Raw genomic sequence first — 14,327 nt, forward strand, 5'->3', positions numbered from 1 at the left:
TAACAAGGTTTGCAAGATGTTAAAAGCAGTCGTTATCGATTCTAGCGCCGTCGCCCGCGGCTTGCTCAACACCGTGCTGCTGGACGGCGGCTACGATGTGGTGGGCCTCACCCATACCACGGCCAGCGCCATGACGCTGCTGATCAAGCACCAGCCGCACATCGTCTGCATCGCCAAGGAGCAGATTGAAAGCGATACCGAATCGCTGCGCGAGATCCGCACCAATTGGCCGAAGACCTTGGTTTTCATGGTGTCCAGCGAACTTGACGCCGGCACGATTCAATCGGCGCATGCGATGGGCGTGAGCGGCTTTATCGTCAAGCCGTTCAAGGCCGACACGGTGCTGAATACGATTCGTAACGTGGTGATTGCGATGGTGAAGCGGCAGCGCGCGGCGATGGAGAAAGCTGCCGGCGAAACCCCGCCGGCAGAGGGTGAGGGACCAGCCGCCCCTTAACCCGCACGGCGGCCCCAAGGGGTCTGACCCCGTACGGGGTCAGACCCCGGCATGCGGTGTGCGGGTCAGGAGATGATCCCGCCACCCAGGCAAACATCACCGTCGTACAGCACAGCCGACTGGCCGGGGGTAACGGCCCACTGCGCATCCATGAATTTCAACGCAAAGTCAGACTCGCCTTCCGGCGCGATCTCGCACGCCACATCGGCTTGACGATAGCGGGTCTTGGCCGCCATCGCACGCGCCTCCGGCGCCTCGCCGGCAATCCAGCTAGCCTGATCAGCGCGCAGCGTCGACGACAGCAGCCACGGATGGTCATGCCCCTGCACGATGTACAGCACGTTGTTGGCCACATCCTTCTTGGCCACATACCACGCGTCGTTGCTGCCGTCAGCATTCTTGTACGCCTTCAAGCCACCCACGCCAATGCCCTTGCGCTGGCCCAGCGTGTAGAACGACAGGCCCACGTGCTCGCCCACCACCTTGCCGTCCGGCGTCATCATCGGGCCCGGCTTGTACGACAGGTAGCGGTTCAAAAACTCGCGGAACGGGCGCTCGCCGATGAAGCAGATGCCGGTCGAATCCTTCTTGGCCGCATTCGGCAGTTTCAGCTTCTCGGCAATCTTGCGCACTTCGGTTTTCGGAATCTCTCCCAGCGGGAACAAGGTGCGCGACAGCTGCGCCTGATTCAAGCGGTGCAGGAAGTAGCTCTGGTCCTTGGTATGGTCGACGGCTTTCAGCAGCTCGCTCTTGCCATTGTGCTGGCGCACGCGCGCGTAGTGGCCGGTGGCGATCAAGTCGGCGCCCAGCGACATCGCGTGGTCAAGGAAGGCCTTGAATTTGATCTCGGCATTGCACAGCACATCCGGGTTCGGCGTACGGCCCGCCTGGTACTCGCGCAGGAAATCGGCAAACACGCGGTCCTTGTATTCGCTGGCGAAGTTGACCGCTTCAATGTCGACGCCCACCACGTCGGCCACCGAGGCCGCGTCGATCCAGTCCTGGCGCGTGGAGCAGTACTCGGAGTCGTCGTCGTCTTCCCAGTTCTTCATGAACAGGCCGATGACTTCATAGCCTTGTTCCTTGAGCAGCCACGCCGAGACCGAGGAGTCCACCCCGCCCGACATGCCGATTACGACCCTTTTTTTGCCCGACCCGTTACTCATTACCTATCCATTCGCAGTGCTAAGCGCTTCCTTGAACACGGAAGCGTGTGTTTGTATCAGTTCCAGCGGCGCGCGGTGGCCCGCCAGGTATTCGTCCACGCATTGCAGCACGGTGGGGCTGCGGTGACGGTCGGCGCAAGCGGCCAGTTCGTCGCGCGTCAGCCACATGGTGCGCAAAATGCCTTCGTCCAGCGGACGGTCATGCTTCTCGCCCGGATAGCCGCAGAAGGTGAAACGCAAGTACGTCACTTCTTCGCCGGTGCGGTTGGAGGTGTAGCGCGACATATACATGCCCACCAGCGCGGTCGGCGTGAAGTCGTATGCAGTTTCCTCCAGTGTTTCGCGGATGACCGCATCCTGCAGTGACTCATACGGGTCGAGATGGCCGGCGGGCTGGTTAATGCGGATGCCGTCGCTGGTTTCTTCTTCGATCAGCAAAAACTTGCCATCTTTTTCGACGATGGCGGCAACAGTAACAGAGGGTTTCCAGATACGCGGCATGAGTCATCCTTGAAAGAGCCGATATTTTAGCCTGTTCCGGCCATTTGGTTTGCGCCGCCGCAGATTTGGCAGCGAATTAATGACAAATAGTCACACTTGATGTGATGAAACCAGTGGCTATAGTCAATTAAGTATTAAGTATCATGGTCTAAAAATCCATGATAGATTCTAGTCAGTTTATTAATCATTTGGAGGCACCATGAGAATAAGCGTACCGGCCGAGACTCGGCCGGGTGAGACCCGGGTGGCGGCCACGCCGGAGACCGTCAAGAAACTGGCCGCCAAGCACCAGGTGCTGGTGCAGTCCGGTGCAGGCGTGGCGGCTTCCGTCACCGACGAAGCCTATGTTGCAGCTGGTGCACAAATCGTGCCCGCCAGCGAGGTCTGGGCCGCCGATGTGATCCTCAAAGTACGTGCCCCCAATGCAGACGAGCGCGCCCAGATCAAGCCGGGGACGGTGGTGATCGGCATGCTCAATCCCTTCGATACAGACAACAACGCCGCGATGGCGTCAGCCGGCTTGCAGGCGTTTGCGCTGGAAGCCGTGCCGCGCATCACGCGCGCGCAGTCGATGGACGTGTTGTCGTCGCAAGCCAACATCGCCGGCTACAAGGCGGTGATGGTGGCGGCCAACACCTACCAGCGCTTCATGCCGATGCTGATGACGGCGGCCGGCACGGTGAAGGCGGCGCGTGTCCTGATCATGGGCGTCGGCGTGGCCGGCTTGCAGGCGATTGCCACCGCCAAGCGCCTCGGCGCCGTGATCGAAGCGTCGGACGTGCGCCCGCCGGTGAAAGAGCAGGTCGAGTCGCTGGGCGCCAAGTTCATCGACGTGCCTTATCTGACCGATGAAGAAAAGGAAATCGCGCAGGGCGTCGGCGGCTATGCGCGTCCGATGCCGGCCGACTGGATGCGCCGCCAAGCCGAATTGGTGCACGAGCGCGCCAAGCTTGCCGACGTCATCATCACCACCGCGCTGATCCCTGGCCGTCCTGCGCCGGTGCTGATTTCCGAAGAAACCGTGAAGGCCATGAAGCCCGGTTCCGTGATCGTCGACCTAGCGGTGTCGCAGGGCGGCAACTGCCCGCTGTCGGAGTTGAACAAAACGGTGGTCAAGCACGGCGTGCACATCGTGGGCGAACCGGATCTGGCCACGCACGTGGCGGCCGACGCCTCGGCGCTGTACGCGCGCAATGTGCTGGACTTCCTCAAGCTGATCATCGACAAGGAAGACAAGCTGGTGATCGACCGCGAAGATGAAATCATCAAGGCCACGCTGCTGTGCACCGGCGGCGAACTGCTGCGCAAATAAGGAGACTGACATGGAAATCAGCCACACCATCATTAATCTGATTATTTTTGTACTCGCCATTTACGTCGGCTACCACGTGGTCTGGACGGTTACGCCGGCGCTGCATACGCCGCTGATGGCGGTCACTAACGCGGTATCGGCGATCATCATTGTCGGCGCCATGCTGGCGGCGTCGCTGACCGAGGGCATCGTCGGGCAGGTGGCCGGCACGGTGGCGGTGGCGCTGGCGGCGGTCAATGTGTTCGGCGGCTTCCTGGTCACGCAGCGCATGCTGGAGATGTTCAAGAAGAAGGAACCTAAGACCAAGGGAGATAAGCAATGAACTTCATCTCCATGAACTTGGTGACGATGCTGTATTTGATTGCATCGGTGTGCTTCATTCAAGCGCTGAAGGGATTGTCGTCGCCGGCGACCGCGCGCCAAGGCAATGCGTTTGGCATGACCGGGATGGCGATTGCGTTTGTGACGACGATAGCGCTGATTCTGAAGCTGCAATCGGAAGCTGCTGCCGCAGCGGCGGCCGGCACGGGGAGCGGCTTGGGCCTCGGGCTGGTGGCGCTGGGCGTGATTGTCGGCGGCGGCATCGGCGCGGTGCTGGCGAAGAAGGTCGAGATGACCAAGATGCCGGAACTGGTGGCGGCTATGCACTCGCTGATTGGTCTCGCCGCTGTGTGTATCGCGGTGGCGGCCGTGTCGGAGCCGCACGCGTTTGGCATTGCAGCGGTTGGCGAAGCGCTGCCGACCGGGAATCGCATCGAGCTGTTTATCGGTACCTTTGTTGGTGCGATTACTTTCTCCGGTTCGGTGATCGCGTTCGGCAAGCTGTCGGGCAAATACAAGTTCCGCCTGTTCCAGGGCGCGCCGGTCAGCTTCGCGGGCCAGCACTTGCTGAATCTGATCCTGGCGATTGTGATGGTTGGCCTGGGCCTGACCTTCGTGGTGGCTGGCGGCACGGAGCCTGCGTGGACGCCATTCCTGATCATGACCGCGATTGCGTTTGTGCTGGGCGTGCTCATCATCATTCCTATCGGCGGCGCGGATATGCCGGTGGTGGTGTCGATGCTGAACTCCTACTCCGGCTGGGCGGCGGCGGGGATTGGCTTCTCGCTCAATAACTCGATGCTGATCATTGCCGGCTCGCTGGTGGGTTCGTCGGGCGCCATCCTGTCGTACATCATGTGCAAGGCGATGAACCGTTCGTTCTTCAACGTGATTCTCGGCGGCTTTGGCGGTGCGCCTTCGGATGCCGGTGGTGGTGGTGCGAAGGAACAGCGCCCGGTCAAATCCGGTTCGGCCGATGACGCCTCGTTCATCATGGCGAATGCGGAGAGCGTGATCATTGTGCCGGGCTACGGTCTGGCTGTGGCGCGCGCGCAGCACTCGCTGAAGGAGCTGGTGGAAAAGCTGACGCACAAGGGCGTGACCGTGAAGTACGCGATCCACCCGGTGGCAGGCCGCATGCCTGGCCACATGAACGTGCTGCTGGCGGAGGCTGAGGTGCCTTACGATCAGGTGTTCGAGATGGAGGACATCAATGGCGAGTTTGGGCAGACCGACGTGGTGCTGATTTTGGGCGCGAATGACGTGGTTAACCCGGCCGCCAAGGATCCGAAATCGCCGATCGCAGGCATGCCGATTCTGGAGGCGTACAAGGCCAAGAGCATCATCGTCAACAAGCGCTCGATGGCTTCCGGCTACGCAGGCCTGGACAATGAGCTGTTCTACCAGGCCAACACCATGATGGTCTTCGGCGACGCCAAGAAGGTCATCGAAGATATGGTCAAGGCGGTGGAGTAAATTCACTTTTTGTGAATGATTGATTCATTTTGAGCCGATTGATGGTGGGTTTGGTGAAGCCTAAGATGGCTACATCAACCCACTTCAAGGAGTTCCAACATGAATCGTCTGCAAAACAAAGTTGCCATCGTTACTGGCGCATCCTCCGGCATCGGCCGCGCAACTGCCAAGCTGTTCGCCGCCGAAGGCGCCAAGGTGGTGGTGGCCGCCCGCCGTCAAGCGGAACTCGATAGCCTGGTCGCTGAGATCAAGGCTGATGGTGGTCAAGCCATTGCGCTGGCTGGTGACGTGACTTCTGAAGCGTTCAATGCACAGCTGGTTGCGACCGCTGTTGAGGCGTATGGGCGGCTGGATATCGCCTATAACAACGCGGGTACGCTGGGTGAGATGGGCGAGACCAGTGGTGTTTCGGAGCAGGGTTGGAACGACACGCTGGCAGCTAATCTGACCAGTGCTTTCCTTGGCGCGAAATACCAGGTGCCTGCCATGGCCAAAAATGGCGGCGGTTCGGTGATTTTCACTTCGACGTTTGTTGGCTATAGCTTTGCTTTCCCGGGTGTGGCGGCTTATGCGGCTAGCAAGGCGGGCTTGATTGGCTTGACCCAGGCACTGGCGGCGGAATACGGCCCGCAGGGTGTGCGGGTGAATGCGGTGCTGCCGGGTGCTGTGGATACGCAGATGTACCGCGAGATGAATAACACGCCGGAGTCGACTTCGTTTGTCACCAACCTGCATGCGCTGAAGCGCGTGGCGCAGCCGGAGGAGTTGGCGCGTTCGGTGCTGTATCTGGCTTCGGATGATTCTTCGTTTGTGACTGGCACGGCGTCGCTGGTGGATGGTGGTGCTTCGATTACTCGCACCTGATTAACCCGCACGGCCACGCGGGGTCTGACCCCGTACGGGGTCAGACCCCTAAGTGGTGATTCCAGCGTATCGCTAAAAGCGTGCGGGGTAGTGGTTAGCGGCGGCCGTACATCATGAGTTCCGCTAGTACCCCGCGTGCCGGACCTATCATGTCGATTGCGGCCAGCGACAATCCCAGCAGGGCTTGGGTCGGGTTGTCGTTGGCGAAGATGCGCGCCATGGTATCGGTGATGCGCACGGTGGTGCTGCGGTCGCGCTGGCGCTGCTCGGTAAATTTCGCCAGTGTCCCTGGCGTTGCACTTTGCGCCAACAGGCGCGCCAGCACGGTCACATCGCGCAGCCCCAGATTAAGACCTTGACCTGCGACCGGGTGCAACGTCTGCGCTGCATTGCCAATAGCGACGGTGCGCGCAGTGCTGCGCGGCGCAGCATTCAATCCCAACGCGAAGGCCAAACGCGGCGTGGTGTGCGTGAATGCGCCCACGCGTTCGCCGAAGGCAGTGCCTAGCGCTTTCAGGAAGTCCCTGTCGTCCAACGCCTGCAGCTCGGCCGCAGTCTCAGGACGCACGCACCATACCAGCGAGTACTCGCCATCTTGCGGCAGCAGCGCCAGCGGGCCTTGCTCCGTAAAGCGTTCGTAGGCGCGGTGCGGTGGCGGCGTGGTGCTGCGCACTTGCGCGATGATGGCGGTTTGTTCGTAATCGCGGTTGGTGGCGCGGGTTTGCTGTTCGTTGAACAGCCCACCCTCGGCCTGCACCACGATTGCCGCGCGCAGTGTCTGAGGCGTACCCTCGGCGTCAATCGTTAGCGTAACTGCGTCGTCGCTTTCGTCCAGTGCGATCACGCGGGCAGGGCGCAGTGAGGCGATGCCTGCGTGTGCGCAGACCGCGCCCAGTGCGTTCACCAGATGTCCGTAGCGGCTCACGTAGCCCAATGCCGGCAAGCCGTAATCCTTGCGGTCGATCAGGCTGCGGCCAAACTGCCCGCGGCGCGAAACGTGAATCTGTTCGATGGCCGTCGCCGCAGCAGGCCAGCCGCCAATTTCTTCCAGTATCTGCCGGCTGCCCCACGACAGCGCCAGCGAACGCGGGTCTTTGCCGGCTTGCTCCAGCGTCTTCGCATCGATCAGCGCGATGCGGCCCGCAGGCACGCCGCGCTTCACCAGCAGCGCCGCCAGCGCCATGCCGGCCGGGCCCGCGCCGCAGATGGCGATGTCGTAATCAAGTTCAGTCATGCTGCATCAGTTCTTCAATTTCGGCCACGGTCTTTGGCGCAGCGGCGCTGAGGATGGTGTAGCCGTCGGCGGTCACCAGCACGTCGTCTTCGATGCGGATGCCGATGTTCCAGTACTCTTCCGGCACGTCTTCGGCCGGACGCACGTAGATGCCCGGCTCCACCGTCACCACCATGCCCGGCTTGAGCGCGCGCGATGGCTTGTCGGCTTGCGTCACGTCGCGGTATTGGCCGACGTCGTGCACGTCCATGCCGAGCCAGTGGCCGGTGCCGTGCATGTAGAACTGGAGGTAGCTCTTGCCGGCGATGATTTCTTCCAGCGTGCCTTTCAGCAGGCCGAGATCGAGCATGCCTTGCGCCAGCACCTTGACCGCCGCTTCGTGCGCACCGGAGTAGGGCAGGCCGGGGGCGATGGCGTTCAATGCGGCGGCTTGCGCGGACAGCACCAGTTCATACAGGCGTTTTTGCGGTGCGCTGAAGCGGCCATTCACAGGGAAGGTGCGCGTGATGTCGGAGGCGTAGCCATCGAGTTCGCAGCCGGCGTCGATCAGCACCAGGTCGCCGTCTTTCGACTGCGCGTTGTTGGCGCTGTAGTGCAGCACGCAGGCATTCGCTCCCGCTGCGACGATGGAGGTGTAGGCTGGCGCTTGTGCGCCGTTGCGGCGGAATTCGTACAGCAGTTCCGCTTCCAGTTCGTATTCGTAGACGCCCACGCGAGCGGCGCGCATGGCGCGGATGTGCGCTTGGGCCGAGATGGTGGCGGCGCGCAGCATGGTGGCTTGTTCGCTGTCGTCTTTCAGCAGGCGCATTTCGTCCAGCAGCGGCAGCAGGTCGACCGTGGATGCGGGCGGCGTGACGCCGGTGCGGGATTTGGCGCGCACGGCGGACAGCCAGTCTGCAACGCGCACATCGAGCTTGCTGCCCAGAGGGTAGTACAGCGATGGCGCGTTGGACAGCAGCGTTGCCATTTGTTCGTCCAGCGTTTCGATGGCGTGCGCCTGGTCGAAGCCGAAGGCGGCGCGTGCGCCTTCAGGGCCGTAGCGGTAGCCGTCCCAGATTTCGCGGTCGATGTTTTTCGGACGGCAGAACAGGATGGCGCGGGCCGGCGTTTCGCCTTGCGCGGCGACCAGCACGACCACGGCTTCCGGCTCGGTGAAGCCGGTCAGGTAGTAGAAGTAGCTGTCGTGGCGGTAGGGGTAGTCGCTGTCGCTGTTGCGCGCGACTTCCGGTGCGGTCGGCAGCACGGCCACCGCGCCTGCGGGCATCTGCGCCAGCAGGCGCGCGCGGCGGGCGACATAGTCGGCGACAGCGGCCGTCATCACTGCACGCCCTTGCTGGCCGGCGCCAGCGCTGCGAGCGGGGCGTTCAGCAGGTCGAGCTGCGTGACGGTGCCGACGTTGTGCCATTCGCCTTCGTACACTTCGCCGCCGACCTGTTTCTTGTCCGCGTATTCGCGCAGCAGCGGGCCAAGCTTGGCGTATTCGCCGGCGGTGATGCGGTCGAACATCTCCATGCGATACACGCCGATGTTCCCGAAGGTCCATTTTGGCGAACCGTCGTTGGTCAGCGTATACATGTTCATGCCGAAGTCGCCCTCCGGGTGCCAATCAGGATTCGGCACCATGTACAGCCAGCAGATGTCGCGCTTGTCGGCCGGGTAGGGATTGCCCCACATGTCCTTGTCGTGCAAGACGTCCTTGACCTGCTCGAAGTCGAAATAAGGCGTGTAGATATCGCCCGAAATCGCCACGAACGGTTCTTCGCCCAGCAGCTCGCGGGCCTTGGCGATGCCGCCCGCCGTTTCCAGCGCTTTCTCTTCGCGCGAGTACAGCAGCTTGGCGCCGAACTGGCTGCCGTCGCCGAGCGTCTGTTCGATCTGATCGCCCAGATGCGCGTGGTTGATGACGATCTCGGTAATCCCGGCCTTCACCAGGTTCAGGATGTGCCAGACGATCAGCGGACGGCCGCGCACTTTCAGCAGCGGCTTTGGCGTGGTATCGGTCAAGGGACGCATGCGCTCACCGCGGCCGGCGGCGAAAATCATCGCTTTCATGCGCGGGCCTTTAGAAGGTGTAGCCGACTTGCGGCTTGGTGTCTTCCAGCAGATCGAGCAAACGCACCAGCGGCTTCAGATCCTTGTAGCGGCCGGCCGTCTTGCGCACGTATTCCATCACGGTCGGCAGGTCTTCCAGGTACTGGGCCTTGCCGTCGCGGTAGTTCAGGCGGCAGAACAGGCCGAGGATTTTCAGGTGGCGTTGCAGCGCCATGTACTCGAAGTCCTTGTAGAAGGCGTCGATGTCGGCGTTGACCGGCAGGCCCAGCGCCTTGGCGTGCTGCCAGTAGCGGATGGCCCAGTCCAGCACCAGTTCTTCGTCCCACGACACGTAGGCGTCGCGCAGCAGCGAGGCCAGGTCGTAGGTCATGGGGCCGTACAGCGCATCCTGGAAATCGAGCACGCCCGGATTGCCGGCATCGACCACCATCAGGTTGCGCGAGTGGTAGTCGCGGTGCACGTAGACCTGCGCCTGCGCGGTGACATTGGCCAGGATGGCATCGAACACGCCTTGCAGTTCGGCGGTCTGCTTGTCGGTCAGGGTGGCATTCAGGTGCTTGCCGATGTACCACTCGGGGAACAGGTTCATCTCGCGCAGCAGGAAGGCGCGGTCGTATTCCGGCAGCACGTCCGGGCGGCTGGTGATCTGGAACCTGACCAGCGCTTCCAGCGCTTCGGCGTACATGGTCGAGGCGTTGTCGTGGTTCAGCGCGGCCAGGTAGGTGGTGGTGCCCAGATCCGACAACAGCATCAGGCCGGCTTCGTAATCGGTAGCGATGATGCGCGGCACGGTCACGCCCGCGTGCGTGAGCATTTCGTCAACTTTGACAAAGCCAAGCACGTTTTCGCGCTCCGGCGGCGCGTCCATGGCGATCAGGGTCGCGCCCAGCGCGGCTTGCTGTTCCGGCAAGACGTCGAGGCGGAAGTAGCGGCGGAAGCTGGCGTCGGCCGAGGCCGGGCGTATGCTGTCCACGTCGACAACGTTCAGGCCGCGCAGCCAGGTCACCAGCAGTTGCAGGCGTGTATCGGAGGTTAAATTCTGTAATAAAGACATTGAAGCATGCCGAGGAAACCGGCGTCAGGTGAAGATTCCCATATAATAAGGGATTCAACTTAAAAAATCGCCTTTCATGGTGCTTGGTTCCTTCTTTTCATGAGTCGCATGCCCAAACCGCATCGCTTGGCGTATGCCCTGTCCGCCATCTTCACTGTCACGGCGCTGCCGTCGTTCGCCTATGCCCAGGCCGGGCCGCCGAAGCAGCGCGCGCCGCGCGTGGAAGACAAGAACGCCGTCACAGTCATCAAGGCCGAGGATATCGGCGGCCGCCCGGAGCGCGAAGTCACGCTGGAGCGCGACGCGGAGCTGGTCAAGGACAAGACCAGGGTCAAGGCCGATAGCGCCTGCTATCGCCAGGTCGAAGACGAAATCGAGGCCACCGGCAACGTGAAAATCTGGCGCTTCGGCGACTATTTCACCGGCGACGAGTTGAAGCTGAACATGGACACCGGCAAGGGCTATATGCTCAACCCGACCTATAAGCTGGAAGCCAACCATGCGCAGGGCAAGGCCGAGCGCCTCAACTTCATCAACGAAGACGAGGCGCAGGTGGTCAACGGCACCTACAGCACCTGCCAGAGCGCGGATCCAGACTGGTATCTGAAGTCGGACACGCTGAACCTGGACTCGGGCCGCGACGTCGGCACCGCCGGCAAGACACTGATTTATTTCAAGGACGTGCCCATCATCGGCACGCCGGCGCTGTCGTTCTCGCTGTCGGGCGCGCGCCGTTCCGGCTGGCTGTCGCCGACGCCGGGCTTCGGCTCCAAGAACGGCGCCGAGCTGGTGGTGCCGTACTACTTCAACATCGCGCCGAACCGCGATTTGACGGTGTACCCCAAGCTGATCGGCAACCGCGGCCTCCAGCTCGGCGCGCTGGGCCGCTACCTGGGCGAGACCGACAGCGGCTTGTACCACGGCGAGACCTACATCGAGTACCTGCCGCACGACCGCGCATATGGCAAGGCCAACCCGGACGTGCAGAGCGACCGCTGGATGATCCGCTCGACCCACACCCAGGACTTGAGCAAGGACTGGGAGTACAGCTGGAACTTCCGCGCCGCCTCGGATAACAACTATCCGAACGATTTCTCCAAGACGGTATCGAGCTCGACTGAGCGCCAATTGCTGCGCGAACTGCGCACCGATTACCACGGCGAGTTCTGGACGCTGACCGCGCGCGTGCAAAAGTACCAGGTGCTGCAAGATCCAGAGTCGATCGTCGATCCATCGCTGACGGTGACGCGGCCGTACGACCGCCTGCCGGCAGTCAACCTGCACGCGGCGCAGTACGACGTGGCGGGCGGCTTCGACTGGGCCTTCGACTCCGAGCTGACCCGCTTCTACCACCCGACCCTGATCAACGGCACCCGCCTGGTGGCGATCCCGCAAGTCAGCTACCCGATCATCGGACCGAGCTACTTCATCACGCCCAAGCTGATGGTGAATATGGCCAGCTACCAGCTGGACTCGTTCGGCACGCAGAAGGCCGAGAACCTGTCGCGCAATGTGCCGACCTTCTCGCTCGACTCCGGCCTGGTGTTTGAGCGCGACGTCAAATTCGGCGGCAAAGAGATGACGCAGACGCTGGAGCCGCGCCTGTTCTACGTGAACACGCCGTACCGCGACCAGAGCAAGTTCCCGACCTTCGATACCGACGCGGCCACCTTCAACTTCAGCCAGATCTTCAGCGAGAACCGTTTCGTCGGCTCGGACCGCATCGGCGACGCCAACCAGCTGACCGCCGCGCTGACCTCGCGCTTCCTCGACGCCAACGGCGCCGAGGCGCTGCGCCTGGCGTTCGGCCAGCGCTTCTACTTCCGCGACCAGAAGGTGCAGCTGGCGTCGGGCACGCCGGTGGTCGACGCCCACTCCGACATCCTGCTGGCCGCCACCGGTCGCATCTCGGAAACCTGGGCCTTCGACAGCGCCGTGCAGTACAACCCGAGCCAGAGCCGCATCGTCTCGGAAAGCTACACCGCGCAGTGGATACCGGGCCAGAAGAAGGTGCTGAACCTGGGCTACCGCTACCTGCGCGACAGCTTCAAGAATATCGAGCTGTCGAGCCAGTGGCCGATTTTCCAGCGCTGGTATGGCGTGGGCCGCATCAGCTACTCGGTGCAGGATAAAAAAATCCTCGAAAGCCTGGTCGGTCTCGAGTACAACGCCGATTGCTGGGTATTCCGCACCGGCGCCCAGCGCTTCGTGACCACCTCGACCAAGGCCTCGACCCAGATCTTCTTCCAGCTCGAGCTGAACGGCCTGTCGCATCTCGGCGTCGGCAGCCCGCTGGAAGCGATGAAGAGCAGCATCCCCGGCTACCAGCGCCTGAATGAAGGCTATGGCCGCTAACTCCATGTACACTTCGGTTTGATTTTTTCTTACACCTCTTGAGCGTTCTTAACATGCGTAATGCCAGTAAGTACCAGATGAAACTCCTCGCAGTCCTGTTGTGCACGGCCGCGCTCAGCGGTTGTAGCCTGTTCTCTTCGAAGAAGAAAGCTGAGCCAGCGGCCGCACCGGCTGTCGCGCCTGCCGCTGCTGCGGCCCCGGCTGCGGCACCCGCCGCAGCGGCTCCCAAGAAAGACAGCGCCGGCTTCATCCCGCCGGGCGAATCGGGCAACGTCGCGATCGACTCGATCGTGGTGGTGGTCAATGACGACGTCATCACCCAGCGCGAGCTGGCCAACCGCATCAAGACCGTGACCGCGCGCATGAAGGCGCAGAACGTGCAGATGCCATCGGCCGCCGACCTGCGCCGCCAGATGCTGGAGCGCATGATCGTCGAGCGTTCGCAGCTGCAAATGGCCAAGGAAATGGGCGTGCGCGTGGACGACCTGCAATTGGACCGCGCCATCGGCCGTATCGCCGAAGCGCAAAAACTGAGCGTGCAGCAGCTGCGCGACCAAATGGAAAAAGACGGCACGCCGTACGCCGCTTTCCGCGAAGAGATTCGTGAAGAGATCATCATGCAGCGCCTGCGCGAGCATGAAGTCGACGCCAAGATCCAGATTTCCGATGCTGAAGTGGACAGCTTTGTGGCCGCTGAAAAAGCCGCCGCCGCCGAGCAGTTCGAGATCAACATCTCGCAGATCATGATCCGCATCCCGGACAACGCCACCGCGGAAGTGATCGCCCAGCGCCGCGCGCGTGCCGAGGAAGTCATGCGCCAGCTGCGCACCGGCGCCGACTTTGCCAAGATGGCCGCCACCTACTCGGACGCCAGCGACGCGCTGCAAGGCGGTGCGGTCGGCTGGCGCCAGCCTGAGCGCCTGCCGCCGATCTTCGCCGAGGCGCTGACCAAGCTGAAGCCAGGCCAGGTGACGCCTATCATCAAGAGCACCGGCGCCTTCCACATTCTGAAGGCGGTGGACCGCCGCAGCCTGGCCGAGGCGCAAGCCGTGGCCGCCGTGCAGCAAACCCACGCGCGCCACATCCTGATCAAGGTCACGCCGACCATGAGCGCGGCCGACGCCAAGCGCAAGCTGCTGGAGCTCAAAGAGCGCCTCGACAACAACGCCGCCAAGTTTGAAGACCTGGCGCGCCTGGTGTCGAACGACGGCTCGGCCTCCAAGGGCGGTGACCTGGGCTGGCTGTATCCGGGCGACACCATGCCGGAATTCGAGGCGGCCATGAATAACCTGAAGATCGGCGAAGTCAGCGAGCCGGTGGAAACCAGCTTCGGCCTGCACCTGATCCAGGTGCTGGAGCGCAAGAGCGACGACGTTTCGAAAGAGCGCGAACGCAACAACGCCCGCCAGGCACTGCGCGACCGCAAGCTGGAAGAAGCGACCGAGAGCTGGCAGCGCGAAGTGCGCGACCGCGCTTATGTCGAGTACCGCAACGACGACGACAAAGCCGCCAACGCTGCGAACAAGTAAGACGAA

Annotated in this window: 13 protein-coding genes; 7 read left to right on the top strand and 6 right to left on the bottom strand. The window is 62.3% G+C overall.

From position 1 onward, the window contains the following. The first annotated feature begins 16 nt into the window (after positions 1 to 16). Complete coding sequence (locus tag GTP45_RS23340; protein WP_161016271.1) at positions 17 to 457, top strand: ANTAR domain-containing response regulator; 441 nt, start codon at positions 17 to 19, stop codon at positions 455 to 457. Positions 458 to 522: 65 nt separating this feature from the next. On the opposite strand, the gene mnmA is transcribed toward GTP45_RS23340, so the two are convergent. Continuing rightward, the gene (gene mnmA, locus GTP45_RS23345) at positions 523 to 1,623 is read right to left on the bottom strand and encodes a tRNA 2-thiouridine(34) synthase MnmA (RefSeq protein WP_161016272.1); all 1,101 of its coding nucleotides are present in this window, start codon (positions 1,621 to 1,623) and stop codon (positions 523 to 525) included. Between the two features lie 3 nt (positions 1,624 to 1,626). Further along, positions 1,627 to 2,124 (bottom strand): NUDIX hydrolase, encoded by a 498-nt coding sequence (locus tag GTP45_RS23350; protein WP_161016273.1) that lies wholly within the window; start codon positions 2,122 to 2,124, stop codon positions 1,627 to 1,629. 199 nt (positions 2,125 to 2,323) lie between these two features. Here GTP45_RS23350 and GTP45_RS23355 point away from each other — a divergent pair, with 199 nt between their 5' ends. From GTP45_RS23355 to GTP45_RS23370, 4 genes are all read left to right on the top strand, one after another. Beyond that, positions 2,324 to 3,436 (top strand): Re/Si-specific NAD(P)(+) transhydrogenase subunit alpha, encoded by a 1,113-nt coding sequence (locus tag GTP45_RS23355; protein ID WP_161016274.1) that lies wholly within the window; start codon positions 2,324 to 2,326, stop codon positions 3,434 to 3,436. Positions 3,437 to 3,446: 10 nt separating this feature from the next. Next, positions 3,447 to 3,758, top strand: a complete 312-nt coding sequence (locus GTP45_RS23360) for an NAD(P) transhydrogenase subunit alpha part 2 (protein WP_161016275.1) — start codon at positions 3,447 to 3,449, stop codon at positions 3,756 to 3,758. Next, positions 3,755 to 5,233, top strand: coding sequence for an NAD(P)(+) transhydrogenase (Re/Si-specific) subunit beta (locus tag GTP45_RS23365; RefSeq protein ID WP_161016276.1), 1,479 nt, complete (start codon positions 3,755 to 3,757; stop codon positions 5,231 to 5,233). Before GTP45_RS23360 ends, GTP45_RS23365 begins: the two co-directional genes overlap by 4 nt. Before the next feature lie 99 nt (positions 5,234 to 5,332). Continuing rightward, positions 5,333 to 6,097, top strand: coding sequence for an SDR family oxidoreductase (locus tag GTP45_RS23370; RefSeq protein WP_161016277.1), 765 nt, complete (start codon positions 5,333 to 5,335; stop codon positions 6,095 to 6,097). A 94-nt stretch (positions 6,098 to 6,191) separates the two neighbouring features. Here the strand turns inward: GTP45_RS23370 and GTP45_RS23375 are convergent, their stop codons facing one another. Genes GTP45_RS23375 through GTP45_RS23390 form a run of 4 tightly spaced genes read right to left on the bottom strand, consistent with a single transcriptional unit; the run spans position 6,192 to position 10,437 of the window. Then, complete coding sequence (locus GTP45_RS23375) at positions 6,192 to 7,331, bottom strand: UbiH/UbiF/VisC/COQ6 family ubiquinone biosynthesis hydroxylase (protein ID WP_161016278.1); 1,140 nt, start codon at positions 7,329 to 7,331, stop codon at positions 6,192 to 6,194. After that, a complete protein-coding gene (gene pepP / locus GTP45_RS23380; RefSeq protein ID WP_229258603.1) occupies positions 7,324 to 8,649 on the bottom strand; it encodes a Xaa-Pro aminopeptidase in 1,326 nt (441 codons plus the stop codon). The genes GTP45_RS23375 and pepP overlap by 8 nt, the downstream gene beginning before the upstream one ends. After that, a complete protein-coding gene (gene murU / locus GTP45_RS23385; RefSeq protein ID WP_161016280.1) occupies positions 8,649 to 9,383 on the bottom strand; it encodes an N-acetylmuramate alpha-1-phosphate uridylyltransferase MurU in 735 nt (244 codons plus the stop codon). The genes pepP and murU overlap by 1 nt, the downstream gene beginning before the upstream one ends. 10 nt (positions 9,384 to 9,393) lie before the next feature. After that, positions 9,394 to 10,437: an aminoglycoside phosphotransferase family protein gene (locus tag GTP45_RS23390; RefSeq protein WP_161016281.1), complete on the bottom strand. Its 1,044-nt coding sequence runs from the start codon at positions 10,435 to 10,437 to the stop codon at positions 9,394 to 9,396. A gap of 108 nt (positions 10,438 to 10,545) precedes the next feature. On the opposite strand from GTP45_RS23390, the gene GTP45_RS23395 reads away from it, so the two are divergent. Together GTP45_RS23395 and GTP45_RS23400 are read left to right on the top strand one after the other, a co-directional pair. Beyond that, complete coding sequence (locus GTP45_RS23395; protein WP_371874499.1) at positions 10,546 to 12,792, top strand: LPS-assembly protein LptD; 2,247 nt, start codon at positions 10,546 to 10,548, stop codon at positions 12,790 to 12,792. 77 nt (positions 12,793 to 12,869) lie between these two features. Continuing rightward, positions 12,870 to 14,321, top strand: a complete 1,452-nt coding sequence (locus tag GTP45_RS23400; protein ID WP_161016283.1) for a peptidylprolyl isomerase — start codon at positions 12,870 to 12,872, stop codon at positions 14,319 to 14,321. Positions 14,322 to 14,327: the final 6 nt, after the last annotated feature.

The sequence above is a fragment of the Duganella rivi genome (assembly GCF_009857435.1).
Taxonomy (GTDB): domain Bacteria; phylum Pseudomonadota; class Gammaproteobacteria; order Burkholderiales; family Burkholderiaceae_D; genus Rugamonas; species Rugamonas rivi.

Excerpts from the sequence above, each read along its gene's own strand:
- GTP45_RS23360 (WP_161016275.1), top strand. The coding sequence starts at position 3,447 with ATGGAAATCAGCCACACCATCATTAATCTGATTATTTTTGTACTCGCC.
- GTP45_RS23400 (WP_161016283.1), top strand. The coding sequence starts at position 12,870 with ATGAAACTCCTCGCAGTCCTGTTGTGCACGGCCGCGCTCAGCGGTTGT.
- GTP45_RS23390 (WP_161016281.1), bottom strand. The coding sequence starts at position 10,437 with ATGTCTTTATTACAGAATTTAACCTCCGATACACGCCTGCAACTGCTG.
- GTP45_RS23350 (WP_161016273.1), bottom strand. The coding sequence starts at position 2,124 with ATGCCGCGTATCTGGAAACCCTCTGTTACTGTTGCCGCCATCGTCGAA.
- GTP45_RS23375 (WP_161016278.1), bottom strand. The coding sequence starts at position 7,331 with ATGACTGAACTTGATTACGACATCGCCATCTGCGGCGCGGGCCCGGCC.
- GTP45_RS23365 (WP_161016276.1), top strand. The coding sequence starts at position 3,755 with ATGAACTTCATCTCCATGAACTTGGTGACGATGCTGTATTTGATTGCA.
- pepP (WP_229258603.1), bottom strand. The coding sequence starts at position 8,649 with ATGACGGCCGCTGTCGCCGACTATGTCGCCCGCCGCGCGCGCCTGCTG.
- GTP45_RS23395 (WP_371874499.1), top strand. The coding sequence starts at position 10,546 with ATGCCCAAACCGCATCGCTTGGCGTATGCCCTGTCCGCCATCTTCACT.
- GTP45_RS23355 (WP_161016274.1), top strand. The coding sequence starts at position 2,324 with ATGAGAATAAGCGTACCGGCCGAGACTCGGCCGGGTGAGACCCGGGTG.
- mnmA (WP_161016272.1), bottom strand. The coding sequence starts at position 1,623 with ATGAGTAACGGGTCGGGCAAAAAAAGGGTCGTAATCGGCATGTCGGGC.
- GTP45_RS23340 (WP_161016271.1), top strand. The coding sequence starts at position 17 with ATGTTAAAAGCAGTCGTTATCGATTCTAGCGCCGTCGCCCGCGGCTTG.
- murU (WP_161016280.1), bottom strand. The coding sequence starts at position 9,383 with ATGAAAGCGATGATTTTCGCCGCCGGCCGCGGTGAGCGCATGCGTCCC.
- GTP45_RS23370 (WP_161016277.1), top strand. The coding sequence starts at position 5,333 with ATGAATCGTCTGCAAAACAAAGTTGCCATCGTTACTGGCGCATCCTCC.